27 protein-coding genes are annotated in these 23,018 nt (G+C 35.3%); 9 read left to right on the forward strand and 18 right to left on the reverse strand.

The window, feature by feature from the left end; translation table 11 throughout:
* Window positions 1-13: 13 nt before the first annotated feature.
* Entirely contained in the window at window positions 14-589 is a 576-nt protein-coding gene (locus tag AC1Q51_RS25620) for a TlpA family protein disulfide reductase (protein WP_000269064.1), read from the reverse strand.
* 252 nt (window positions 590-841) lie between these two features.
* On the opposite strand from AC1Q51_RS25620, the gene AC1Q51_RS25625 reads away from it, so the two are divergent.
* Window positions 842-1,099: a hypothetical protein gene (locus tag AC1Q51_RS25625; RefSeq protein WP_001083875.1), complete on the forward strand. Its 258-nt coding sequence runs from the start codon at window positions 842-844 to the stop codon at window positions 1,097-1,099.
* 38 nt (window positions 1,100-1,137) lie between these two features.
* Here AC1Q51_RS25625 and AC1Q51_RS25630 read toward each other — a convergent pair whose 3' ends face one another.
* Together AC1Q51_RS25630 and acnA are read right to left on the reverse strand one after the other, a co-directional pair.
* Window positions 1,138-2,772, reverse strand: a complete 1,635-nt coding sequence (locus AC1Q51_RS25630) for an ABC transporter ATP-binding protein (RefSeq protein ID WP_086387325.1) — start codon at window positions 2,770-2,772, stop codon at window positions 1,138-1,140.
* A 117-nt stretch (window positions 2,773-2,889) separates the two neighbouring features.
* Entirely contained in the window at window positions 2,890-5,613 is a 2,724-nt protein-coding gene (gene acnA / locus AC1Q51_RS25635) for an aconitate hydratase AcnA (protein ID WP_023522726.1), read from the reverse strand.
* A 291-nt stretch (window positions 5,614-5,904) separates the two neighbouring features.
* Here acnA and sspO point away from each other — a divergent pair, with 291 nt between their 5' ends.
* On the forward strand, window positions 5,905-6,054 hold the full coding sequence (gene sspO / locus AC1Q51_RS25640) for a small acid-soluble spore protein SspO (protein ID WP_000518057.1): 150 nt from the start codon (window positions 5,905-5,907) through the stop codon (window positions 6,052-6,054).
* Between the two features lie 41 nt (window positions 6,055-6,095).
* Here sspO and pdaB read toward each other — a convergent pair whose 3' ends face one another.
* Window positions 6,096-6,821 (reverse strand): polysaccharide deacetylase family sporulation protein PdaB, encoded by a 726-nt coding sequence (gene pdaB / locus AC1Q51_RS25645; RefSeq protein ID WP_061665781.1) that lies wholly within the window; start codon window positions 6,819-6,821, stop codon window positions 6,096-6,098.
* A 46-nt stretch (window positions 6,822-6,867) separates the two neighbouring features.
* The gene (locus AC1Q51_RS25650; protein WP_001146295.1) at window positions 6,868-7,131 is read right to left on the reverse strand and encodes a hypothetical protein; all 264 of its coding nucleotides are present in this window, start codon (window positions 7,129-7,131) and stop codon (window positions 6,868-6,870) included.
* Window positions 7,132-7,252: 121 nt separating this feature from the next.
* On the opposite strand from AC1Q51_RS25650, the gene AC1Q51_RS25655 reads away from it, so the two are divergent.
* Together AC1Q51_RS25655 and AC1Q51_RS25660 are read left to right on the forward strand one after the other, a co-directional pair.
* A complete protein-coding gene (locus tag AC1Q51_RS25655) occupies window positions 7,253-7,375 on the forward strand; it encodes a small acid-soluble spore protein P (protein ID WP_000517649.1) in 123 nt (40 codons plus the stop codon).
* Between the two features lie 124 nt (window positions 7,376-7,499).
* Entirely contained in the window at window positions 7,500-7,880 is a 381-nt protein-coding gene (locus tag AC1Q51_RS25660) for an Hsp20/alpha crystallin family protein (RefSeq protein ID WP_000516758.1), read from the forward strand.
* A gap of 48 nt (window positions 7,881-7,928) precedes the next feature.
* Here AC1Q51_RS25660 and AC1Q51_RS25665 read toward each other — a convergent pair whose 3' ends face one another.
* Both AC1Q51_RS25665 and AC1Q51_RS25670 read right to left on the reverse strand, forming a co-directional pair.
* Window positions 7,929-9,167 carry an MDR family MFS transporter gene (locus tag AC1Q51_RS25665; RefSeq protein ID WP_492331803.1) on the reverse strand — a complete coding sequence of 413 codons (1,239 nt, stop codon included), beginning with the start codon at window positions 9,165-9,167 and terminating at the stop codon, window positions 7,929-7,931.
* Window positions 9,168-9,234: 67 nt separating this feature from the next.
* Complete coding sequence (locus AC1Q51_RS25670; protein WP_000965149.1) at window positions 9,235-9,642, reverse strand: hypothetical protein; 408 nt, start codon at window positions 9,640-9,642, stop codon at window positions 9,235-9,237.
* A 137-nt stretch (window positions 9,643-9,779) separates the two neighbouring features.
* Here AC1Q51_RS25670 and AC1Q51_RS25675 point away from each other — a divergent pair, with 137 nt between their 5' ends.
* Entirely contained in the window at window positions 9,780-10,982 is a 1,203-nt protein-coding gene (locus AC1Q51_RS25675; RefSeq protein ID WP_151527221.1) for an alanyl-tRNA editing protein, read from the forward strand.
* 44 nt (window positions 10,983-11,026) lie between these two features.
* On the opposite strand, the gene AC1Q51_RS25680 is transcribed toward AC1Q51_RS25675, so the two are convergent.
* Window positions 11,027-11,470 carry an NUDIX hydrolase gene (locus AC1Q51_RS25680; RefSeq protein WP_000432571.1) on the reverse strand — a complete coding sequence of 148 codons (444 nt, stop codon included), beginning with the start codon at window positions 11,468-11,470 and terminating at the stop codon, window positions 11,027-11,029.
* Window positions 11,471-11,574: 104 nt separating this feature from the next.
* Here AC1Q51_RS25680 and AC1Q51_RS25685 point away from each other — a divergent pair, with 104 nt between their 5' ends.
* On the forward strand, window positions 11,575-12,156 hold the full coding sequence (locus AC1Q51_RS25685; protein WP_001247912.1) for a DUF6434 domain-containing protein: 582 nt from the start codon (window positions 11,575-11,577) through the stop codon (window positions 12,154-12,156).
* A gap of 8 nt (window positions 12,157-12,164) precedes the next feature.
* Here AC1Q51_RS25685 and AC1Q51_RS25690 read toward each other — a convergent pair whose 3' ends face one another.
* From AC1Q51_RS25690 to AC1Q51_RS25715, 6 genes are all read right to left on the reverse strand, one after another.
* Window positions 12,165-13,256 carry an acetyl-CoA C-acyltransferase gene (locus tag AC1Q51_RS25690; protein WP_001078010.1) on the reverse strand — a complete coding sequence of 364 codons (1,092 nt, stop codon included), beginning with the start codon at window positions 13,254-13,256 and terminating at the stop codon, window positions 12,165-12,167.
* Complete coding sequence (locus AC1Q51_RS25695; protein WP_098835025.1) at window positions 13,249-14,712, reverse strand: acyl-CoA synthetase; 1,464 nt, start codon at window positions 14,710-14,712, stop codon at window positions 13,249-13,251. Before AC1Q51_RS25695 ends, AC1Q51_RS25690 begins: the two co-directional genes overlap by 8 nt.
* Before the next feature lie 66 nt (window positions 14,713-14,778).
* Window positions 14,779-15,354: a biotin transporter BioY gene (locus AC1Q51_RS25700; RefSeq protein ID WP_090977379.1), complete on the reverse strand. Its 576-nt coding sequence runs from the start codon at window positions 15,352-15,354 to the stop codon at window positions 14,779-14,781.
* Window positions 15,355-15,477: 123 nt separating this feature from the next.
* Window positions 15,478-17,091, reverse strand: coding sequence for a long-chain fatty acid--CoA ligase (locus AC1Q51_RS25705; protein ID WP_492331798.1), 1,614 nt, complete (start codon window positions 17,089-17,091; stop codon window positions 15,478-15,480).
* Window positions 17,092-17,259: 168 nt separating this feature from the next.
* Window positions 17,260-18,048 carry a helix-turn-helix domain-containing protein gene (locus AC1Q51_RS25710; RefSeq protein WP_090977375.1) on the reverse strand — a complete coding sequence of 263 codons (789 nt, stop codon included), beginning with the start codon at window positions 18,046-18,048 and terminating at the stop codon, window positions 17,260-17,262.
* 448 nt (window positions 18,049-18,496) lie between these two features.
* Window positions 18,497-18,700 carry a hypothetical protein gene (locus AC1Q51_RS25715; protein ID WP_033693195.1) on the reverse strand — a complete coding sequence of 68 codons (204 nt, stop codon included), beginning with the start codon at window positions 18,698-18,700 and terminating at the stop codon, window positions 18,497-18,499.
* Between the two features lie 152 nt (window positions 18,701-18,852).
* Here AC1Q51_RS25715 and AC1Q51_RS25720 point away from each other — a divergent pair, with 152 nt between their 5' ends.
* Both AC1Q51_RS25720 and AC1Q51_RS25725 read left to right on the forward strand, forming a co-directional pair.
* Window positions 18,853-19,659: a GNAT family N-acetyltransferase gene (locus AC1Q51_RS25720; RefSeq protein WP_000214344.1), complete on the forward strand. Its 807-nt coding sequence runs from the start codon at window positions 18,853-18,855 to the stop codon at window positions 19,657-19,659.
* A 171-nt stretch (window positions 19,660-19,830) separates the two neighbouring features.
* Window positions 19,831-20,043 (forward strand): CsbD family protein, encoded by a 213-nt coding sequence (locus AC1Q51_RS25725; protein ID WP_000160410.1) that lies wholly within the window; start codon window positions 19,831-19,833, stop codon window positions 20,041-20,043.
* A gap of 24 nt (window positions 20,044-20,067) precedes the next feature.
* Here AC1Q51_RS25725 and AC1Q51_RS25730 read toward each other — a convergent pair whose 3' ends face one another.
* Genes AC1Q51_RS25730 through AC1Q51_RS25740 form a run of 3 tightly spaced genes read right to left on the reverse strand, consistent with a single transcriptional unit; the run spans window position 20,068 to window position 21,625 of the window.
* On the reverse strand, window positions 20,068-20,316 hold the full coding sequence (locus AC1Q51_RS25730; RefSeq protein WP_000981066.1) for a DUF2164 domain-containing protein: 249 nt from the start codon (window positions 20,314-20,316) through the stop codon (window positions 20,068-20,070).
* Window positions 20,317-20,335: 19 nt separating this feature from the next.
* Window positions 20,336-20,788 (reverse strand): peptidoglycan recognition protein family protein, encoded by a 453-nt coding sequence (locus tag AC1Q51_RS25735; RefSeq protein ID WP_090977373.1) that lies wholly within the window; start codon window positions 20,786-20,788, stop codon window positions 20,336-20,338.
* A gap of 15 nt (window positions 20,789-20,803) precedes the next feature.
* Window positions 20,804-21,625 carry a protein phosphatase 2C domain-containing protein gene (locus AC1Q51_RS25740; RefSeq protein WP_139213271.1) on the reverse strand — a complete coding sequence of 274 codons (822 nt, stop codon included), beginning with the start codon at window positions 21,623-21,625 and terminating at the stop codon, window positions 20,804-20,806.
* Between the two features lie 126 nt (window positions 21,626-21,751).
* Here AC1Q51_RS25740 and AC1Q51_RS25745 point away from each other — a divergent pair, with 126 nt between their 5' ends.
* Window positions 21,752-22,561: a YitT family protein gene (locus tag AC1Q51_RS25745; protein WP_000251344.1), complete on the forward strand. Its 810-nt coding sequence runs from the start codon at window positions 21,752-21,754 to the stop codon at window positions 22,559-22,561.
* 19 nt (window positions 22,562-22,580) lie between these two features.
* On the opposite strand, the gene AC1Q51_RS25750 is transcribed toward AC1Q51_RS25745, so the two are convergent.
* On the reverse strand, window positions 22,581-22,952 hold the full coding sequence (locus AC1Q51_RS25750) for a VOC family protein (protein WP_000800772.1): 372 nt from the start codon (window positions 22,950-22,952) through the stop codon (window positions 22,581-22,583).
* Window positions 22,953-23,018 lie beyond the last annotated feature (66 nt).

Raw genomic sequence — 23,018 nt, forward strand, 5'->3', positions numbered from 1 at the left:
TACCTTTTCACCATTATTTTAATTTAGCAACCCTTTTCTCCATCTCTTTTTGCGTCATCGGCCCAATAAACTTATCTTGAATGACACCTTTTGTATCTATAAAATACGAAGTTGGAATCGTAATTACTTTATACGCTGTTGTCACATCAATGTTCTTGTCCAATAAAATAGGAAAAGTAATTCCTTTTTCTTTAGCAAAATTGCTTACCTTTTCTTCCCCCCCACCTTTTTCTGAAGGCGTATAGTTGATTGCTAAAATTTCTACGTTTTCTTTATGTTCTTTATAGAAAGCCTCCATATCCGGCATTTCTTGTTGGCAAGGTCCACACCACGTTGCCCAAAAGTTTAAAATCACTTTCTTTCCTTTTAAATCTGATAGCTTTACATTCGTTCCATCTAACTTCGTTAATTCGAAGTCTGGCGCACTCTTCCCTATTTCAATACCATTACTTGCAATCATCTCTTTCATAGCAGCTTCACTTTGTTCTTGCTCCCCTTGTACCATCTGCTCTTTTTTACCAAACTGTTCATAAGCTGCATATCCCGCTAAACAAAGTAACACTACAATAATCGTAAGCTTCCGCCACATGTTATATCACCCTAACGTATTTATCTTCTTATAACTTAATTACTCAAATACTATATACCTTATTTTAGCTTATACGGACAAGCTTGGAAATATTCAGAGTCGAAATAATTAGAATATTCTCATTTGAAGTGTAATCTTTTCCTTTTTATCATATAATTAGAAAAACAGATGAAGTGTTGTTTATCTTCTTATGGGCCCATTCACCTTTTTACTTTCGTAGTTATATAAACTTCAACAAAAGGGGGATTTTTTATGAATTCATTCGAAAAAATAACATTATATATTCTTAGTTTTCTTTTATACCCAATCGGTATTATTACATGGATCATTTCACTCTTTAGTAACGATCTTGAAAAAAAGAAAGTAGGGCGTATTTGTCTTTACATTTCTCTAGTCTCATTCGTCCTTTTCTTAATCCTTGGAATTGCAACTTTCCTTATGACTGCTACTTTTAACGTAGATCTAAATCATTCAGAATCTATCCAATATCAAATAAATGATATTGAATAAAGATAAGGGCACTGCTCTTATCTTTATTCACATCTCTTTCAAAATGAATGACTATTTATTAATTTTTCAGGACTTCCACATGCAACAATACTTCCTTCTCTCATTATGACAACATGATCCGCTAGTATCACTTTCTCTACATCATGTGTTGCCACAATTCTCGTTACATCTCTTCCTAGTCCTTCAATCATATTCCAAACAGTTTCTTGATTACTCGGATCTAACCCCGCAGTCGGTTCATCTAAAATAATAAGATTCGGATTTGAACCAATCGCTCGTAATAATGCAAGACGTTTTCTTTCTCCTCCCGAAAGCTCTTCTCCACTTTTATGTAGTACAGTTTGAATCCCCTTAGGTAAATCTCTAATTATCGGCTTCATATTTATAAGGTCAATATTTTTTTCTAATTCGTTTTCTAAATACTCCTCCCGGAAATACATATTCTCTTTTACTGTCGTCCGAAAGAAACGAGGTTCTTGCCACACTGTAGTCATTCGAGCCTTTTGACCATAATAAACAACACTACCGTTAGATGGTTTATACAAACCTGTCATTAATTTTAAAAGTGTTGTTTTTCCTGCACCACTTTCTCCGACAATGATAACGAATTCACCAGGATTAATTTGCAAATCAATATTATTAATTCTACATTTCTCTTCTTCACTCTCCTGAAATGAAACATTTGTTATTATCATCCCCATCGCTCTTTCTACATTACTATCTGCCACTCTTTTATCTAAAAAGGAAAAAACTCTATTTGCCGAAGCGACTGCAACTTGTGTCATCATTAATAAATCGCCCACGTAACGGACTGGGAAAAAGAGCATTTCAATTGTAGCTAACACTGCAACAAGTGAACCAACTTCCATTTCCCCTTTCATTATTTTTTGTGCGCCTACAATGAGAACAACGATATATGCTCCTGTTTCAATCACTGTTCCAACTACTCCAATGCAATGTTGCATCATCGTCTTCTTTACTTCCGATTTATAAGATTGTGCCGTTACTCCTTTAAATAAGCGAATGGCCCATTTTTCTTTTTGTACACTACGTAAATCTTGTATACCCTTTACAAACTGTGACACCATCTCTACAACACTCGATTGATTTTTTTGAGCAATGCTTGCAATATCCCTTACCTTTTCTCCCATCAGTATTGGAACAATTGCACTGAAAAATAAAAACGGAGTTACCCACAATATAAACTGTATATCTATATGTTGTAGTGCTATGAAAGCTCCAATAAATTGGGCAATAGCGTGTATATACTCTATTAATATAGAACCATATAATCTGACCCAGTTCGGAATATCAGATACGACCAAAGTTTCTAACTCCCCTTGCTTAATCTTCTCACTCTCTTCAAACGGTAATGAGAAATAGTGACGCAATAATTCTATACGTTTCGTTTGTAATATACGTTGACTGGCTTTTGAGCTTATATAATCAAATAAAAGATTGTTCGTCCACATTAAAAAGCGAATACCCGCAAACAAAGCTATATATAAATACGCACCTTTTAGCTCCCTTTGAATAAGATTGTCTACAATTAATCCCATGAAAATTGGGCGTGATAAATTTAAAATAGCAGCAATTATCCCACTACATACAGCTGCCATTACTAATATTTTCTCTTTTCGTAACGGCCACAATATTCTTTTATATTCTTTCATGACGTTCCCTCCACTTTTCGTAGTAAAAAGAAAGGGATGAAACCATATGGTTTCATCCCTTTCCATAAAATAAGGAAGCTAACTATTGTTAGCTTCCTTATTTTTCATTTCAATTATTTAATTTGACACTTTTGACTCTTCGATTTTCTCACGAAGAACCATTTGCAGAATACCACCGTGACGGTAGTAGTCAATTTCTACTTCACTATCGAAACGAGCTACTACTTCAAATTGTTTTTCGTTGCCATCTAAATCAGTTGCAACTACTTTTACAAGATCGCGCGGTCTAACTGTTTTGTCAATTTGAATTTCAAATGACTCGTTACCAACAAGACCTAACGTTTCAGCACTTTCGCCATCTTTAAATTGAAGTGGTAATACACCCATTAACACTAAGTTACTGCGGTGAATACGTTCGAAGCTTTCTGCGATTACTGCTTTAATACCTAATAAGTTAGTACCTTTCGCAGCCCAGTCACGAGAACTTCCCATACCGTAATCTTTACCAGCAACAACTAGAAGACCTGTTCCATCTTCTTTATATTTCATAGCAGCATCATAGATTGATGTTACTTCACCAGTTGGCCAATATGTTGTATATCCACCTTCTGTTCCTGGTGCGATTTGGTTTTTAATACGGATGTTTGCAAATGTACCACGCATCATAACTTCATGGTTACCACGACGAGAACCGTAAGAGTTAAAGTCAACTGGTTGTACGCCGTTTTCTAATAAGTAGCGTCCAGCTGGTGTGTGCTTACCAATTGAACCTGCTGGTGAAATGTGGTCTGTCGTTACAGAATCACCAAATTTACCAACTATGCGTAAACCTGATAACGTTTCAACTTCACCTGGCTCTTTAGATAAACCTTCAAAGAATGGTGGGTTTTGAATGTATGTTGAATCATTATCCCAAGTATATAAAGCTTCGTTTGAAGTTTGGATTTCATTCCAACGCTCATTGCTGTTAAATACTTGTGCATATTCTTTCTTGAACAGTTCAGATGTAACAACACTTTGAACTACATCTTCAATTTCTTTAGCTGATGGCCAAATATCGTTGAAGTAAACAGCATTGCCATTTGCATCTTTACCGATTTCATCATTTTTCAGGTCAATATCAACAGTACCTGCAAGTGCATATGCCACAACAAGTGGTGGTGATGCTAAGTAGTTTGCTTTTACAAGAGGATGAATACGACCTTCAAAGTTACGGTTACCAGATAAAACAGATGTTACTAGTAAGTCGTTTGCTGCGATTGCTTCTTCTAATTCTGGCGCTAATGGACCAGAGTTACCGATACAAGTCGTACAGCCGTAACCAACTGTTTGGAAACCTAATTGGTCTAAATATGTTGTTAAACCTGATTTATCTAAGTACTCAGTAACAACTTTAGATCCTGGTGCTAATGATGTTTTTACGTACTCAGGTACTACAAGTCCTTTTTCAATTGCTTTCTTCGCAACTAGACCTGCCCCGATTAATACGTATGGGTTTGATGTATTTGTACAGCTTGTAATTGCAGCGATTGCAATTGCACCTGTTTTCATCGTTACTTCTTTATCTTCTAATGTAACCTTCACTTCTTTATCGAACTCTTGCTCATTAAATCCAAGTCCTTGTGTTCCAACTGGTGCTAAAACAGCTTTGTGGAACGCATCTTTCATATCTGAAAGTGGAATTAAATCTTGTGGGCGTTTCGGTCCAGAAAGGTTAGATTCGATTGTATTTAAATCAATTTCAACAAGATCAGTGTAGATTGGATCTTTACTGTCTGCTGTATAGAATAAACCGTTCGCTTTACAGTATTCTTCAACAATACGAATTTGCTCTTCATCTCTACCTGTTAAACGTAAGTATTCTAATGAAATATCATCGATTGGGAAGAATCCACAAGTTGCGCCGTATTCTGGTGCCATATTTGAAATTGTTGCACGGTCAGCTAAAGGCATGCTCTTTAGTCCATTACCGAAGAACTCAACAAATTTACCAACTACACCTTTTTGACGTAATACTTGTGTTACTTTTAATGCAACGTCTGTTGCTGTAGTACCACTTGGAAGTGTGCCAGTTAATTTCACACCGATTACTTCAGGTACTGGGAAGTATGAAGGCTGTCCAAGCATTCCTGCTTCTGCTTCAATACCACCAACGCCCCATCCAAGAACGCCGATACCGTTAATCATTGTTGTATGCGAGTCTGTTCCAACTAATGAATCTGGGTATGCAACTAAGTCACCTTCAGCATTTTTCACAGCATGAACAACTGGTGCTAAATATTCAAGGTTTACTTGGTGTACAATGCCTGTAGCTGGTGGAACTGCACGGTAGTTATCAAATGATTTTTGTGCCCAGCTTAAAAATTTATAACGTTCTTCATTACGTTTAAACTCTAAGTCCATGTTGAATGCAAGCGCGTCTGCCGTACCCGCTCTATCAACCTGTACAGAGTGGTCAATTACAAGGTCTACAGTAATTTCAGGATTAATTTTGTCAGGATCCCCACCCATGTCTGCCATTGCTTTACGAAGCGAAGCCAAATCAACAACAGCTGGAACACCAGTGAAATCTTGTAAAATTACACGAGATGGTTTAAATGGAACATCGATATCTTGCACATCTTTCGTTCCCCATTTCGCTAAATTTGTAACATGCTCTTCTGTGATTACACGTCCGTCTACTTGACGAAGTACTGATTCAAGTAAAACTTTCACGGAATATGGTAATTGAGATACGTTGCCAACCCCTGCATTTTCAAGCGCTTTCAAATCATAATAATGATACGTTTTTCCATCTACTTCAAAAGTTGCACGTGATTGAAATGGATTATGTTTGACCATTATGTTTCCCCCCTGTTAAACGTGACTAAGTTGTCTGAATATAAAATGTAGACAAACTTTTCAATACCTTACGATAATATCTTATTACAACTTTCTAAATAAGTAAATAATAAGAAACTTATAGATTATCATAAGTTTTCTTTATGTTTCTAAATTTGAATAGCTTTCATGCTCCTTATGAATACTATTATCATAAAGTAAAGTGCTCTATCAGCGGTTTACTTACAGTTCATACATACTATGAACTGCTCATCATTCAACATACAAAAAATGTTATAGGGGTGAAATAAAATGGGTAAAAGAAAAGCAAATCATACTATTTCAGGAATGAATGCTGCATCTGCACAAGGACAAGGAACTGGTTACAATGAAGAATTTGCAAACGAGCCTTTAACTCCAGCAGAGCGACAAAATAATAAGAAACGTAAAAAGAACCAGTAAAGAAAAATCCCAAAAGGTCTATTTTCCTTTTGGGATTTCTTCTAATGTTTATAACGTAGTAATTCCGAAACCGTTACAAATCGATAGCCCTGTTTTTTCAGCTCAGGTAAAATTTTTGCTAGCGCTGCTACCGTTTGACTACGATCATTCCCTCCATCATGTAACAATACAATATCGCCACTTTTAGCATTTTTCACTACATGATTTACAATGGATTCAACCCCTGGATTTGCCCAATCACGCGGGTCTTGATGCCACGACCATAGAACGGTTTGATAGCCAGCCTCTTTCGCTGTTTTAAATACAGCATCGTTAATATATCCGCCAGGAGGACGGAATAGCAAAGGTTCTTTCACCCATTTTTCAAAAAATTTCTTTCCATCTAAAATATCATTTTCTAATTTTTCATCTGACGAATTACTTGCGTACAAATGATTCATCGTATGATTTCCAATTTCATGTCCCTCTTTTAACACTTGCTTCACTAAATATGGATTACGCTGAACTCGAAATCCAATCATAAAAAATGTCGCTTCCGCCTTATATTGACGTAATAAATCTAAAACTTGTGGTGTATACGTTGGATCTGGCCCATCATCAAATGTAATTGCAATAATTTTTTCATTATTAGGTACTTCCCATGTTACATAACCAGTTGGTTCTAACTCTTTTCTGAGCAACATTTTCGCTTCCACTTTTTCCACTTGAAATATATGTACTGCACATAGCAAAGAAAAAACTAATAGAAAAATTTTCTGTTTTAGCATAACGTTCACTAAAGCAGCAAGGTTGTCGAATAAACAACAACCTCATTTACTTTTCTAATTGATCTACATTTCGCATTATATTTTGGAGATTATTTTCATATTGCTCAAGTTGTGGACGTTGTGTTTCTGAAGCTACCTCTAGTGCATTTTGAATTTGTTCATATGCTTCCTGGACCTCTTGGCGTAACTCTTTTAAATCATGACCGTAGTTAGGGTCATTTTTCACAATATTATTAAATGCATTTTCTGCTTGTGTAACTCCTTGCTGTGCCGCTTGAAAGGCTTGTTGCTTATCTTTATGATATGGCATTATATAATCCCCTTTCTATAATTGTTAGTCCCCTTTATCTTTACCTTTTTTTCTAAAAACATTCTCGTATAAAATCGTCAACTTCTCTCATTCTAAAAAGAAAGAGGAGGTGTCATATACAATGGGAAAAAACAATCGTGAAGCGAAAGAAAAAAAAGGACAACCTGAACCATTAAGCGGATCTCATAAAGTAAAAAACCGTAACCATTCACGCCAAAAACATCATGCGCATCATGATATGTAAAACAAAAAGTGCACACTAGCTATCTTTTCCACATACAATGTTTATATTTTTCCATTTATTCTTCACCCCTAATTCATTCATGCATAACATGATATGAATTGATATTTTACGGAGGGTGTCTTACATGGGCAAGAAAAAGAAGAATTGTCTTTTTCATGTTGATGGTTTCGAAGAATGGATGGATCAATTTTGTTCCGATTCTTATAGTAACTTTAGCTTTCCAAATCAAATTCACATCGATCTTTGCGAAACCGAAGAAGAATATATTTTGGAAACAGATGTACAAAATGTCACGGAACAAAATGTACTCATTAAAAAGTTAGAGACAGGCCTAGCTATATGCATACTTCATAAAAACATTTCCTTACAACGAACAATCCCTTTACCTACTACTATCATTTATAAAAAGATGCTAGCCTGCTTAGAAAACGGATTTTTAGCCATTCATATTTCCAAAAATGAAGTTGCTGATAAGCATGAAAAAAAAGTTCTTTTTTCAAATTAAGAGTTAATATAATTCAAACTAAGCCCCAGTTGGTTACTGGGGCTTATGTTATTTCGCATGCATTTCTATATTAGAATTTCTATCATATCTTTTTTTCGATAAACCTTTTGTAACTAAAAGCACAGGAAATGCCACAGTTGAAAATATAGCTAGTGCTGAAAATACCGCAAACCCATTTTGGTACCCGTAGTAATCGAGAAGTACTCCTCCGAACCACGGACCTATTACTGCTCCAATTCCCGAAAAGCCCATCGCACCGAAGTATGTTCCTTTTAGATGCGCAACAGCAATATCATCAATAAATACATCCGTCATCGAAAACATTAAGACTTCTCCAATTGTAAAAATAATTGTACAAATGGCAGCACCTAGCATAGATTCTACTATTCCAAAGCCAAATAATCCCCCGCTCACAAATAAAGTCCCAACCATAATTGATGTTAACGGTGTATACTTTTTGCACATTTGAATAACAGGGTATTGGATCATCACTACAACAATTGCATTTAAAGCGAGCATATATGAGAATAGCTTCACCCCATCCTCAAATATATGTGCATTTGCAAAATATTGAGATACTGTCGTCGTTAAATGTGAAAAACCGCAATTACTCAAAATAATACCGACTAAAGCAACTAAAAATACTATATCTTTTCGCAATATACGTATTGCATTTAGCATTGTAACAGGTTTTTCTTTACTCAATTTCTTTTTTTCCATTGGATACTTCTTAAATTGGAACGCTAATATAGCTGTATATAGAATATATACCCCAGCTGCTACTAAAAAAGGAATTGTTGATTTTGCACTTCCAATCTGTAATCCAACAATTGGTCCAATTGCAACTCCAACATTTATTGCACCGTATCGTAAATTATAGACGAGTAACCGATACTCAGGCTTTGTTAAATCTGATAATAATGCTCTTGATGTTGGCTCAAAAAACGACCTACATAATCCATTTAAAGCGTTTAATAAAAAGAAACTTAAAACATGATCCGCAAGTGAAAAACCTATAAACACAAAAATCCAAACGATCATGGACCAGAGCATAATCGTTTTCCGGCCAAATCGATCTGATAAATTCCCTCCGATAAAACTAGCAAAAACACCAACAAGTGCACTCGTTCCGATAATAGCACCAGTCATTCCAGCTGATACACCTTTAACAGTCGTTAAATAAATCGCTAAAAAAGGGATACTCATTGAAGTTGCAAACCTAGCAAACAATGTCCCTAAAATAATACTCATTCCAAGCGGATGAATATGCTGTAACTTCCCCTTCATCGTTAAACCTACTCTCTCTATTTTCACAAAAAAAAGAAAGCAAAGGATCTGCTTTCTTTTCCTTTTTCTATACTTGAGCTGTTGATACCCGAGTTGTTCTCGTTATGTCCATATCAATTCCATATGTGAACTGTAATTCTTTACACACATCTTTAATTAAGATTGCGACATTATACTTTTCATTAAATTGTAAAACTATGTTTTCTACTTCTTCATATGTATACTTATATTCCCCTGTAATGACACTTTTTAGATCAAAGCATTCGTTAATACAAAGTTGTACAAGTAGCTGGTCATATTTCTCTATTACATCTTCTTTCTTCCAAAGTAACTCTTTTACATATAATCGATCAAACTTCACACTTTCTCGATTACAATCCGTTAAAATCCGGGTCATTTCGTTTAATTCTCGATATAATTCGGAAATATTTCTACTTAAACTAAGCAGTTTATCTACGCCGTTTTCATATAACATATTTATTCCACCCCCGCATTTTCTTTCCCTTATTATAGCAAGAAAATTCTAAAAATAGTTTCTTTCTTCTGAAATATTAGGAAACTAATTTCAATTGCATTACAATGAAACTAGTTAATGCGAGAGGAGAAAGAAAATTGGAGCACAAATTATATTACACTGACGCTTATAAGCAGGACTTTACTACTAAAATTATAAAGCAAGATTATGATAAAGACGGTAACTTATACGTTATTTTGAATGAAACAGCATTTTATCCGACAGGTGGCGGACAACCATATGATACTGGTACATTAAATGATATCAATGTAATCAATGTAGAAGAGATAAACGGAGAAATTCGTCACTACATTGCAGAACAATTACATACAGAAGACGTAGAAGGTAAAATCAATTGGGAGCGCCGTTTTGATCATATGCAACAACATGCAGCTCAGCACATTTTATCTGCTGCTTTTTGGGACCATTTTAACATGCCTACAATTGGATTCCATCTTGGTAAAGAAACAGTAACAATTGATTTAGAAACAGAAAATCTTCATGCAGAAACGGTTGAAAAAGCAATACAAATTGCAAACAAAATTGTTTTTGAAAACCATCCAATCCGCATCCAGTGGATGAACTTAGAAGAAGCGAAAACGTTGCCCCTTCGTAAAGAACCGACTATGACAGAAAATATACGGGTTGTTATTATCGAAAACTTTGACTACAACGGCTGTGGTGGAACGCATCCGAAACGAACTGGTGAAGTTGGTCCTATTCAAGTACTAGGATGGGAGCGCAATAAAGGTGGTATACGCTTAACGTTTATCGCTGGTTGGCGTACACTTAAATTAATGGAACAACAGCAACAAATTATGAAAGATGTTTCTAAACAATTAAACAGTAGCGAAACTGATATTCCAGCAAAAGTGGCGCAACTGCTTACTTCTCAAAAAGAAAACGAAAAAGCAATACAAACAATGAATGAAAAATTATTATTTGCAGAGGCAAATGAACTACTTCTACAGCCTATAAAAATTCATGCTGACATACTTATTTCTAAAGTATTTACAAATCGTTCTATGCAAGAAATCGCAAAGCTTTCCGCTATTATTACAGAACAACAAGAGCATGCAATTACGTATTTCGTCATCGAAAATGATGACAAACTACAATGTATTCTCGCTTGCGGAAAATCAGTATCACTCGATATGAATGCTCTTTTAAAAGACGCTCTTCCTACAATCGAAGGAAAAGGTGGCGGAAATAAGAAGAGTGCTCGCGGTGGCGGGAAAGCAATTATGAGCGGAGATGAATTTTTAAATCAGCTTGTTTCTTCTTTACAGTCGGCGGTGTAAAGCATTTTTAGTAAGGATAGCTAACAGCTATCCTTACTCTATACTTACAAACCAATATTTTGTTTCAATCCTTGGTAACTCCCTGCATTTGAAAAACCTTCACTTATAAGAGTTATAAAAGTTTCCGAAAAACCATAATGACTTAAATCTTTAATCGGCACCATTTGCACATCATGAATTGGATTATGATCAAATTCATTAGAGGGTAACATAATTTCCCCTGTAAGCTTTTCAAGTAGAAATGTAATATGTAATAAAGATGGACTGGCATCCGGTTTATCACAAACATAGAGTAGCTTCTTAATTTTAACTTCTAATCCCGTTTCTTCTCTCATTTCTCTAATCATCGCCTCTTCTAACATTTCACCATTCTCCACTCTTCCTCCAGGTAAAGACCAATTCCTATTAGCAACTTTTTGCTTTACTAGCAATACTTTTTCATCTTCAATTAAAATTCCCGTAACTCGAACTTGCATTACATTTTCCATATGTAATCTCCTCTTCCCATTATATTTACAAATTAACCCTTCCATAAAAAGAACATACGTTTTATAATTGAAGAAAATTATGGAAGAAAGTAGTTGTTACATTCATGCGTCCAACTTTAACAAAGTCTATATCACTTGAAGATTTCCAAAACTATTATTGGTTAAAAGCAGAACTCCAAACATTTTGTCGTGAGAATGGGTTGCCAGCTAGTGGCTCTAAGATCGAAATAACCGAGCGTATCTCACATTATTTAACTACTGGTAAAATATTAAAAAACAGCTCTGTTCAAAAGGTGAGTAAAGCTTCCCTATCCTATAAAGACCTTTCTCTTCAAACGATTATTACTAACAATCACCGCTGTAGCGAAGATGTTCGTGCTTTTTTCAAAGAAAAAATCGGAACAAACTTCCGCTTTACAGTAGCTCTTCAAAAATTTTTCAAAGAGAATGTTGGAAAAACATATGAAGACGCGATAGCTTTTTGGCATGAAGAAAACGAACGAAAAAAAGACCCTACATACAAAACAACTATCGGTACACAATTTGAATACAATCGCTTTACTCGTGACTTTTTCGAAGATCCAAATAATAAAGGGAAAGCAAAAGCTGATGCGATTGCTGCTTGGAACGAAATGAAAGCGAAGCCTGGTAGCAATATTTATGTTCCTCAAAAAGTAGAAAACTAGTTACCTCGCTAGTCTTCTACTTTCTCAAATAATAGCGCAATCCCTATCCCGCCTCCAATTCCTAATGTAGCAATTCCATATTTCATAGACTCTCTTTGTGCCTGATAAAACAAACGTGTTACAAGCATAGCACCAGATGCACCGTACGGATGACCAAGCGCAATTGCTCCACCATTTACATTTACTTTTTCGTACGGAATTTGTAACTCTTTTGCGCAAGCAACAACTTTTGAGGCGAATGCTTCATTTATTTCAAAATAATCGATGTCCTCTACTTTTACATTCATTTCGTTTAATAATTTGTTCACCGCAAATATCGGACCAGTCCCTGGAAGCTTGGGATCCACTCCCACTACAGCACTACGAACGAAACGAAGTACAGGCTTGTATCCTAACTTTCGGGCTTGTCCCTCTTCCATTACAAGAACAGCACATGCCCCATCATTTACACCGCACGAATTACCTGCCGTTACTGTTCCATTTTGTAAAAATGCGGGCTTTGTTCTTTTAATGATTCGTTCATAATTCATTTCTGGCTTTATAGATTCATCTAATAATCCATTAAAAGAAAATATTTCATCATGTATATATCCTTTTTCTAACGCTTGCAGTGTCCGCTTATAACTAAGACAAGCATACTCGTCTTGCATTTCTCTCGTTATATTATAACGCTCCGCAACATATTCAGCCGCTACTCCCATGTCAGGATCACCAATTGTTTCAGGTGAAAATCTTGCTCTTTTTTGAAAAGGTGACGTACTTGTACTCTCTACTCCCCCGGCGATATAACACTTACCTGCCCCGCCTTGAATGAGATGACACGCAGTTCGAATTGCTTCTAAACCAGAACCACATTGCCGATCAATCGTTACACCAGGAATATGATAGCCAAGTCCCACCTCTAAAGCAGATAGTCTCGCAACATTCCCTCCTGGCCCAACAACATTACCTAATATGACATCATCTATTTCCCTCTCAATCCCTTTACTTAAAAACGTAAGAAGCGGCGTTGTTAATTGCTGAACTTCATACTCTTTTAACATCCCATTCTTCTTACCAATAGGTGTTCTTTTCGCCTCTACAATAACTGCTCTATTCATATATTTTCTCCCGGTTTTCAATCATACTTTTTGCTTCCATACGAGCGATTTTCCCACTATTTGTATAAGGTATTCCATCTACAAAATGCCATTCTTTCGGTATTTTAAAAGAGGATAATCTCTGTAAGCAAAAACTCTTTAATTGTTGTTTCGTAGCACTTCCTTTTACGATCGCGACGGGCTTTTCACCCCAGTAACTATCTTTCACACCAATTACAACTATTTCATCAACAGCTGGGTGTTCATGTAATACACTTTCTATTTCTTCTGGATAAATATTGATTCCTCCAAATAAAATCATATTCTTCTCTCTACCAACAATATATATAAAGCCTTCTTCATCTTCATAGCCTACATCTCGCACTGTCATCCAACCTTCTGCATTCAACTCCCGTGTTAAAACCCCATCTATTATGTATCCCATAAAAAACTGATCACTTTTCACATAAACAGTTCCTATTTCACCTTTTTGTACTTCTTCGCCTGCTTCATTACATATTCGAACTTGCACATTATGACAAGGTTTTCCTACTGAATTTGGCCTTCTTTCGCTTTCTGCATCGACTAGTGCTGTTACAAAACTTAACTCTGATGCACCATAAAATTCATATCTTTTCGCATAAGGAAATATATTCTTTATTTTTTCTTTCGCTTCAGCTTCCCATTTCGCTCCTGACGAAATAATTTTCACTTTATTTTCTATTAATCTACTTTCTTTATATAAAGATTCAAGCATTGTCGGAACTGTATACATAACTGATACATTTTCAGTTTCTAACTTATCTAATACTTGATTTGGAAAGAACTTTCTCATAATGTGCACTGTTTGTCCTACATATAATGCACTTATTGCCCCGTATAAGAAAAGAGAATGAACGAGCGTCCCAGCTATTAAAATCGAATCCTCCCTTTTCATATGAAAATCATGTACATTACAATCAAAACTATGAACCCACGATTGTTGTGCACGTAAAAATGCTTTTGCTGTTCCTGTTGATCCTGATGTAAACCCCATATAAAAAGGAGCATGTTGTACACTTTCTACAGTGGAATATGTAGGAAGATATTTCTCTATCATTCTTTTCCACTCATCAATTTCAATTACTCTTCCTTCTTCATCCAATAGATCCTTCACCTTATATCGTTCTGTCACAATCATATCCGGATTACTAATTTCAATTCTTTCTCTGAGCTCATCTTGTTTCCACTTTATATCTAACGGAACACAAACCCACCCGGCCATAGCGGCACCAGAAAATAGTTGTAAAAACTCTATACGATTTTCTAATAGGATTGCTATCGTTTTATTCTTCGATTTTTTTTCATTTAACCAGCTTGCTACTTTACAAACTGATTCAAACCACTCTTTATATGTTAAAACTCTATCATTTTCCTTTATCGCTATTTTATTTGTTTGTAAAGAGGCATGCTTTTTATATTCTTTTGTAATCCCCATATGAGACGTCCTTTCTTTACAATAATAATAAAAAGAAACACGCAATTAACGTGTTTCTTCCCTTTATCATCCCGCATTTGTATATTTTCCATTCTTTAAAGCGGGCGTAATAATATGTTTCAATGAACGATGTAATTTTGTTACGAGAACTGCCGCAATAATTGCTTTTATACAATCCCCTGGTAAAAACACAGCACTCACTTTCATTGTCTCCCATACAGAAACTTCCATTAAGAACGCTTGTACAGTAACACCAAATACATAAACTACGAAAATACCACCAATTATATTAATACATAATACTTTTATAATAGAAACTTCACGTAAACGCTCAATTAAATAACCAATAACAAACGCCCCAATGATGTAACCAAGTAAATATCCTGCACTTGGTCCAACAAATACACCAAGGCCACCGCGTCCACCAGCAAGCAATGGTGCTCCAACTCCTACAATAAGTAAGAAAATAAGCTGACTTAACGCACCTAGACGTGATCCTAACAACCCACCCGCAAGCATAACACCGAGTGATTGCAATGTAATTGGAACTGGTGTAATAGAAAGAGCAATCGGAGGTATTAACCCTAACACTCCCATAATAGAACTAAATAAAGCGACGAAAACTAAGTTTTTTGTATTCATATTTGCTTCTCCTATTTGTAAACTTAAAATTTATCTTAGATAACATATCACAAAAATTATATTATCTTTCCACTCCTCTTTTGTCAACCGTTAATGTATTAGAGTTTACAAACAGAAGTTCACTTATTTCTCTCTATGCAAATGCTCCAGTTCTTTCCGAAGCGCCTGTTTTAAAAACTTCCCAACAGATGTTTTCGGTATTTCTTCCATAAAGACAATATCGTCTGGCAACCACCACTTCGCAAACTGTGGTTTTAAAAACTCATATATTTCTTCTTTTGTAACCGTACTATTTTTCTTTTGAACAACGCAGGCAATTGGTCGCTCTTGCCACTGAGGGTGAGGAACTGCAACGACAGCCGCTTCAAATATAGCATCATGTGCCATTAAAGCATTTTCAAGATCGACCGAAGAAATCCATTCTCCCCCGCTTTTAATAACATCCTTCGTACGGTCAACAATTTTCACGCAACCTTCCTCATCCACTGTGACAACATCACCAGTATATAACCATCCATCGCGAAACCCTTCGACAGTACGATCATCGTTATAATAGCTTTCAGCGATCCAAGGTGCTCGTAAACATAATTCTCCCATCTCAGTACCATCCCACTTCACTTCACCATTTGTACCGACTACTTTCATCTCGACACCAGGTACAAGATATCCTTGTTTGGAGCGAATTTCTAGTTGCTCTTCATACGATAATTCCGTTTCATAACTTTTTAAACGTGCAAGTGTTACGATTGGACTCGTTTCAGTCATACCATATGCATGTATGAACGGAACATTATGTTTCTGTTCAAATGCTTTAATAACACTTTTCGGTGCAGCTGCACCACCGCATAGTATTCTCGTCATACTAGATAAATCGTAACTATTATTTTCTAACTCTTGTAATACACCAAGCCAAATTGTCGGCACACCGGCAGCTAACGTCACTTTTTCAGATTGGATCATTTCTAATAAAATTTTTGGCGTAAACATCGGTCCTGGAAGAACTTGTTTTGATCCAAACCAAGTAGCTGCAAAAGGAAGTCCCCAAGCGTTCACATGAAACATCGGGACGATTGCCATTGCTGCATCACTTTCCGATAAAGCAGCTGTATCAGCTAAACCGAGTGCCATACAGTGTAATACAGTACTACGATGCGTATATACAACACCTTTCGGATTTCCTGTAGTCGCTGACGTATAACACATACCAGCTGGTGTATTTTCATCAATATCTTTTACAAATTGGAAATTGGGATCGCCTTCTTCTAATAGCTTTTCATAATGATATACAGGCTTCAGCGTAGTGTTCGGGAGTTCATCTTTATCAGTCATAATAATGTAAGCTTGTACAGTTGATAATTGTGATTGAATATTTTCAACAAGCGGTACGAGATCTTCATCTATAAGTACAATTCGGTCTTCTGCGTGCTGAATAATGTATGAAATATGTTGAGGAGATAAACGAATATTAATTGTGTGTAAAACGGAAGCAATACCAGGAATAGCAAAATACGCCTCCACATGTCGATGATGATTCCACGCTAACGTTCCTACACGTTCGCCTTCCTTAATCCCAAGCTTTTTTAACGCACTAGAAAGTCTTCTCGTCCTTTCTCCTAGCTGCTTATACGTTAATGTCGTAATGGTATCATGTGTGCGAGAAACAATTTCTTTCTTTGAGAATAACTTTTCTGCTCTTTCCATCATAGAACTAATTGTTAGCGGTACATTCATCATCATATTGGTTATGTCCCCCTTTAAAACGTTTTCATTTTCCGTTTATTATAACAGACTTCTACAAATGATTACGATATTTTTCTGTATTTTCTGAATTATTTCTTTGGAAATAATTCAGAACGATAAAAAACATGTTTTGAATACATTGATTCGAAACATGTTTTTTATTTTTTATAAACTATCTACCATTTTCCTTACTTTCTTTTTCAATTTAAAAATAAAACGATTACTGTATTCCTTATTTTCTACTAAAATCCGATACGTCTCTAACACCCCTAACACACGAACAAAAAGATAAACTCCAATAGCAATAAGTACAACACAATAAGGATAATACTGTACGAGTTCTCCTGAAGTAATTCGTTTTTTCTCAAATAAAAACGGTATCGCTCCTGCTGCAATAAAACAAAATCCAACGATCACTACTGCCGTATACTTCTTCTTAATAGTCGCATATCTTTTGGTCAATTCTTTTAGAAAGTTTTGATCAAATAGTAGTTCTTCCTTTTTCAATACATTGTATCGACTCTCTTCTATCGTTACAGGTGCCATCATTGCTCCGATTCCAAGCACTGCAATGATAATGACAAGAAACGTAGACATTGTTGCATTTTCTTTAAATAATAAGTACGGTATTGTAGATAAAATAAGCAAGCTAAATCCTAATGCAATATATTTAGAAATTTTTTGTCCATACACTACATACCCTTCTGCCATTTCCTTACTTACATAATAACTATTTTCCTTTTCGTTACTTTGCTCAGCAGTTTCTTTTAATAAATAGTCAAGTGATACTTCAAATACATTTCCAATCATTATTAACTTTTCAGTTTCAGGAAAACCTTGACCGTTTTCCCATTTACTAACCGCTTGCCTTGTTGTGTTTAATTTTTCAGCTAATGCTTCTTGAGAAAGGCCCTTTTCTTTTCTTAATTTAAAAAGCTTTTCACCAAATCCCATATGTGTGTCCCCCCTTTGTTTTCTTACCTAAATTGTATGTAAACATTGCCTTTATCTCTATCTTCCCGCGGTTGCACTTTGTCAACTTACGGTTGCGAATGTGTTATATAGTGGTTTTGTATACGATTTAGCTATTATTCTTCTATGATTATGGCGTTAATAAACCACCCTCTCCTAATAAACATTTATAACAATTAAAGGTAATTATTGTTATAAAAAAACAAAAAACTCCTTTATTTATTTAAAGGAGTTTTAAATATGAAATATTCCAAGAGGAGCTGTTTTTTCTTCCTCCTACTGCCTCACAATTTCTTCTATATATTTTTATGTGTCATATAACGAACTATGTACAGTATATGTTTTCATCTCTTTATCTGAGGCATACTCATATATATATATGTAAAATATTACTCTTATTAACTTTTCTAATAAAGTCACTACTCAATAATCATAACGGCTTCTGCTTAAACTTTTCATAATGTCGTACTTTTAATGAAAGGATATTCCCGCAATCTGTACAAATATAAGCATCCACCGGTGAAGATGTGAACATCGTTTCCTTTTTCCGTATTTGTGCATATCCGACAAACTCACCTTCTCCTATGTTTTGAGAACCACAATTAGAGCATGTCTGCACGGTTTTTTGTTTCATGAGAGCACCACCTTTAATCTGTTTCCACTCCCTTCGACAGCTCACTTCCATTTCCCTTCCAAAAAACCTCTTATTCTCTCACATTTCAACAGGAATCTCAAAACAAAAATCGTATATGTACTATAAAATATATTTATTAACGGAGGAATTTTATGACTACTGTTATGACACTCGATATAGCAACAGAAATTGAAAATGCAGAAATTGATATGCTCTCTTCTAGATTAGAGAGACTACAAACAATAAGCGGAAACCCAATGCAAGTGCAAATGAAAAAATTCGGTAGCGCCACTGCCTTTTCATCAAAAATAATTGCTGGTCCTGCTTTTAATACGGTAAAAGGTATTACAAATGCAGATGCGATTGATGCAATCATTTCTTATTATGAATCACTACAAATCCCTTGTCGTTTTGAAATTACCCCAGCACAAGGTACAACTAAATTATTTCAATACTTATCTCAAAAAGGGTTTTATCAATCTAGCTTCCATACTGCTTTGTATAGTATACCGAGAGAGGGTTCATCACTTCTTCCTTCTAATATTACAATACGAAAACTAAAAGAAAATGAGTTTGATATTTTTGCAAACATTTATGTACATGGATTTAATATGCCATCCTTTACAAAAGATAGCGTGCGCCAAAATAATGAAATTCTTTACAATGAACCAGGATGGCATTTTTTCATAGCTGAAGTTCAAAATATCCCTGCTGGTATTGGTGTCCTGTATATAAATAAGGGTGTCGCATCATTAGCTGCTTCTGCTACTTTGCCAGAATTTCAGCGTAAAGGCTGTCATACTGCATTAATTCAAAAACGAATTAAGACAGCTATTGAATCCAATTGTACTTTAATAGTTGGACAAGCAAGGTTCGGTAGCGGCAGTCAAAATAACATGGAACGTGCCCACATGAAAATTGCTTATACAAAATCAATATGGACCGCAAAAGACATATAATTTACTTTATTTCTCCTTCCGTTACATTTTTAAACATTTTATGACAAATCCTTTTCTATCCTATTAATCATTTGAATATTCAAACTAGATTTGTTACGATATTACTAGATACATCATTCAACTTGCAATATGAAAAGAGAATTCTAATCAAACTACAAGGAGGAGAAATGTATGACTAAACATGATCATGGTTTAAAAGAAAAAGTAGAAGGTGCCATTGATAAGGTAAAAGGTGAAGTAAAAGAAGTTGTTGGGAAAGTAACTGACAATAAGAAATTACAAGCTGAAGGAAAATGGGATAAGGTGAAAGGCACTGCTAAAGATACAGTTGGTAATGTAAAAGAAAAAGTACATGAATATAAAGAACACAAGAAAGAAAAATAAAAAAAGAGCCCATCGGCTCTTTTTTTATTTTCCTTCATTCTTCTCTAGCACGTATAAATCTTCTTCCATATTCGTTAATTTCTCACTTACAAGCTTTCTTGCATCTCCAATTGCTTGATTATATGCAAACGGTCCAACTAATTTAATCATTTCTTCTATTAAACGCTCTGCTTGGAAACGTCCAATTTCATCTAAATCTTCTTCCATAAAAAATTGCTGAATTTGTGCTACAAGTTCTTCTTTTTTATCATTTGGTATTTTTATATTCATCATCGTTGTTACTCCTCTATATTTAAGATAGTATCTTCCTTAACTCTACCATAGAAAAACGATTACCAGGACAGCTTTTTTTAACTCCTTCTAACTCTCTATGACCGAGTATATTTTCTTTCTTTATAGCAAATTGCTTCATAAACAGTTTACATAAAGAATATAATGCATTCACTTGTGCAGGAGTTGGATCGTATTTATCGAAATTTCCCGTCATACATATTCCAATTGTATGGCGGTTATGGTCTTTCGCGTGCGCTCCAATATGTAAACCTCGTCCTTCCACTACAGTTCCATCCTTTTCGATAAAATAGTTGTAACCAATTCCGCTCCACCCCCTTACAGTTTGATGAAATTCATGCGTTTTATACACGTCCCATCCATCTTCAGCTGTATGGTGAATAATCAGTTTGTTTACTTTTTCTAAAGGAACTAATTCATCTTGAAATGTTAGATTGACACGTTTAATTTCCATTTGAACTGCCTCCTCTTAAAAATCAATCATAATAATCGTTTTATCATCTGGCCTTATTCTCTTTTCCGCTTCTAGCTCTTCAATAATTGCTATATATTCGTTTATACTATTCTTTCTTATATATGCAACAGTTTGTTCTAATGACCAATCTGGGTGAAATAACCCGTCTGAACAAATAAAAATCCCACTCACTTCATCTGTATGTAATTCACCATGTTGTAAATAATGTATCGCTTCTTTCATTCCATTTGCAACTGAATAACCATTTGGCATATTTGCAAGATAACGATTGTATTTTAACTGTTCTCGAACATCTTGAAAAACATATTCTTCTGGTACAGATAACCCTTTTTTACGATCTTCTTCCCTCTTCTTTTTTGCTCTTTTACTAATTCCTTCAACTGTGTCTTTCGTTAATACTTGCATCGTTCCATTTTGAAAAGTTGCGACAATCATACAGTCCCCAAGCTGCGCATATTCAATTTTCTCACCAACTATTTGGACTGCCGCGATACATGTGCACCACAAATGCTCTTTTTTTCTCGTGTCTACTTCATATTCTAACATTTTGCTTTGCAATGCTTCATTTGCTTTGGCAACTGCAAATTGTAAACTATGATTCTCTCGTAATGCAGTAAAATAACTTGCAAATAAATGCGAAGCGATGTATGCTCCATTATGTCCCTTTTCATCACGAAACGGGACAAGTGGTGTTGCACCGTCACATACACCATAAATCTTTTTTTCTTTATTAAAAAAATAAGAATCCTCACATTCTTGCTTCAACGGGCTTTTCTGTTGATATGTTTTTATCTTCACAACTGTATCCCCTTTCAAATGATAAAATACTCAAATTCTTTTGATTAATCTAATTTACCTAAATAAACTGTTTTTACCCAAAACTTTCAATATCATATATAATCTTGAAATAATATGAATTTTTCAGTGAAGGACGGGAAAGAAATGGTCAGATTCCTTGGTGTTATTATCGGTTCTATTATTATTGCGGTTGCCTTTAATCTTTTCCTTATCCCCCACAAAATTTTAAGTAGTGGAATTGGCGGAATTGCTATTATTTTAGGGATTGTAACCCCTGTAAACACAGGCATTATTAACTTTGTATTAAACTTACCTATCCTTATTTTAGGGTACATAGGTCTTGGAAAAAAAGTAATTTTTAACACAGTTGTCTCTGTAGTTGTATTATCTGTTGCATTATACTACGTTCCAGTAAAAGTCGTAGCAACAGACCCATTGTTATCTTCTATCTTCGGAGGTGTCATCGCCGGAGCTGGTATTGGTCTTGTTTTTAACTGTAATGGATCCACTGGTGGATTTGATATTATCGGTATGCTTTTATCCCGCAAGCGAGACATTAAACTTGGCGGATTCCTTATTATTTTAAATGCAGTCGTTGTAATAATCGCAGGATTCTTCTTCACCTGGGATGTTGCACTTACAAGCTTACTTTCAATTTATGTAACTGGTAAAGTAATTGATGCTGTTCATACAAAACATCGTAAAGTTACACTTATGATTGTAACAAATGAAGCAGAAAAAATGAAAAAACAACTTCTTTCAACTGTTGTACGTGGAATAACGTTACTTGATGGCGAAGGTGCTTATTCAAGCGAGAAAAAGCGTGTACTTATGACCGTCGTTTCTCGTGAAGAATTAGCAAGTATGAAACTAACAATTTCTGAAATCGACCCGAATGCTTTCGTTAATATTACAGAAACTGTAGAAGTGTTAGGACTTTTCAGAAGAAGTTAAAGACTAGGTGGGAATCCACCTAGTCTTTATTTTGCATAAATTCAATTCGGTTTCCAAATGGATCTGACACGTAAAATCGAATTACATCTGGCCGTGCATAATCATCAATCACTTTAACACCTTGCTCTATAAGTGTTTGCTTAAATTCATTAATTTCATTCACATAAAAAGCTGGATGAGCCTTTTTAGCTGGTGTAAAGTTCCGCTCGACACCAATATGGATTTCTTGATTTCCGCATTTAAACCAACATCCACCTCGTTTTTTCAACTCTTCTGGCTTTGGAATTTCTTCCATACCAATCGTATTCCCATAAAAATCACGCGCCTCTTCTTCACACCCTACAGGTGCAGCTACTTGCACGTGATCAATCCCTTGAATATAATTTTTCATTTTCTCTCCCCCTCCTCTACCCTAATGTTATACGGAAAACAGCCGTCTGTAACTTACAAAAGGTTT

The sequence above is a fragment of the Bacillus sp. MT94 genome (assembly GCF_058792475.1).

What these genes read in the sequence shown, in the direction of transcription:
- AC1Q51_RS25735 (WP_090977373.1), bottom strand. Translation starts at nt 20,788, where the DNA reads ATGGAAATTAAACGTGTCAATCTAACATTTCAAGATGAATTAGTTCCT.
- pdaB (WP_061665781.1), bottom strand. Translation starts at nt 6,821, where the DNA reads ATGCTAAAACAGAAAATTTTTCTATTAGTTTTTTCTTTGCTATGTGCA.
- AC1Q51_RS25670 (WP_000965149.1), bottom strand. Translation starts at nt 9,642, where the DNA reads ATGTTATATGAAAACGGCGTAGATAAACTGCTTAGTTTAAGTAGAAAT.
- AC1Q51_RS25685 (WP_001247912.1), top strand. Translation starts at nt 11,575, where the DNA reads ATGCGTCCAACTTTAACAAAGTCTATATCACTTGAAGATTTCCAAAAC.
- AC1Q51_RS25745 (WP_000251344.1), top strand. Translation starts at nt 21,752, where the DNA reads ATGGTCAGATTCCTTGGTGTTATTATCGGTTCTATTATTATTGCGGTT.
- AC1Q51_RS25655 (WP_000517649.1), top strand. Translation starts at nt 7,253, where the DNA reads ATGGGAAAAAACAATCGTGAAGCGAAAGAAAAAAAAGGACAACCTGAA.
- AC1Q51_RS25730 (WP_000981066.1), bottom strand. Translation starts at nt 20,316, where the DNA reads ATGATGAATATAAAAATACCAAATGATAAAAAAGAAGAACTTGTAGCA.
- AC1Q51_RS25680 (WP_000432571.1), bottom strand. Translation starts at nt 11,470, where the DNA reads ATGGAAAATGTAATGCAAGTTCGAGTTACGGGAATTTTAATTGAAGAT.
- AC1Q51_RS25720 (WP_000214344.1), top strand. Translation starts at nt 18,853, where the DNA reads ATGACTACTGTTATGACACTCGATATAGCAACAGAAATTGAAAATGCA.
- AC1Q51_RS25725 (WP_000160410.1), top strand. Translation starts at nt 19,831, where the DNA reads ATGACTAAACATGATCATGGTTTAAAAGAAAAAGTAGAAGGTGCCATT.
- AC1Q51_RS25750 (WP_000800772.1), bottom strand. Translation starts at nt 22,952, where the DNA reads ATGAAAAATTATATTCAAGGGATTGATCACGTGCAAGTAGCTGCACCT.
- AC1Q51_RS25650 (WP_001146295.1), bottom strand. Translation starts at nt 7,131, where the DNA reads ATGCCATATCATAAAGATAAGCAACAAGCCTTTCAAGCGGCACAGCAA.
- AC1Q51_RS25700 (WP_090977379.1), bottom strand. Translation starts at nt 15,354, where the DNA reads ATGAATACAAAAAACTTAGTTTTCGTCGCTTTATTTAGTTCTATTATG.
- AC1Q51_RS25695 (WP_098835025.1), bottom strand. Translation starts at nt 14,712, where the DNA reads ATGGGGATTACAAAAGAATATAAAAAGCATGCCTCTTTACAAACAAAT.
- AC1Q51_RS25660 (WP_000516758.1), top strand. Translation starts at nt 7,500, where the DNA reads ATGGGCAAGAAAAAGAAGAATTGTCTTTTTCATGTTGATGGTTTCGAA.
- AC1Q51_RS25705 (WP_492331798.1), bottom strand. Translation starts at nt 17,091, where the DNA reads ATGATGATGAATGTACCGCTAACAATTAGTTCTATGATGGAAAGAGCA.
- AC1Q51_RS25630 (WP_086387325.1), bottom strand. Translation starts at nt 2,772, where the DNA reads ATGAAAGAATATAAAAGAATATTGTGGCCGTTACGAAAAGAGAAAATA.
- AC1Q51_RS25625 (WP_001083875.1), top strand. Translation starts at nt 842, where the DNA reads ATGAATTCATTCGAAAAAATAACATTATATATTCTTAGTTTTCTTTTA.
- sspO (WP_000518057.1), top strand. Translation starts at nt 5,905, where the DNA reads ATGGGTAAAAGAAAAGCAAATCATACTATTTCAGGAATGAATGCTGCA.
- AC1Q51_RS25665 (WP_492331803.1), bottom strand. Translation starts at nt 9,167, where the DNA reads ATGAAGGGGAAGTTACAGCATATTCATCCGCTTGGAATGAGTATTATT.
- AC1Q51_RS25690 (WP_001078010.1), bottom strand. Translation starts at nt 13,256, where the DNA reads ATGAATAGAGCAGTTATTGTAGAGGCGAAAAGAACACCTATTGGTAAG.
- AC1Q51_RS25710 (WP_090977375.1), bottom strand. Translation starts at nt 18,048, where the DNA reads ATGGGATTTGGTGAAAAGCTTTTTAAATTAAGAAAAGAAAAGGGCCTT.
- AC1Q51_RS25620 (WP_000269064.1), bottom strand. Translation starts at nt 589, where the DNA reads ATGTGGCGGAAGCTTACGATTATTGTAGTGTTACTTTGTTTAGCGGGA.
- AC1Q51_RS25715 (WP_033693195.1), bottom strand. Translation starts at nt 18,700, where the DNA reads ATGAAACAAAAAACCGTGCAGACATGCTCTAATTGTGGTTCTCAAAAC.
- acnA (WP_023522726.1), bottom strand. Translation starts at nt 5,613, where the DNA reads ATGGTCAAACATAATCCATTTCAATCACGTGCAACTTTTGAAGTAGAT.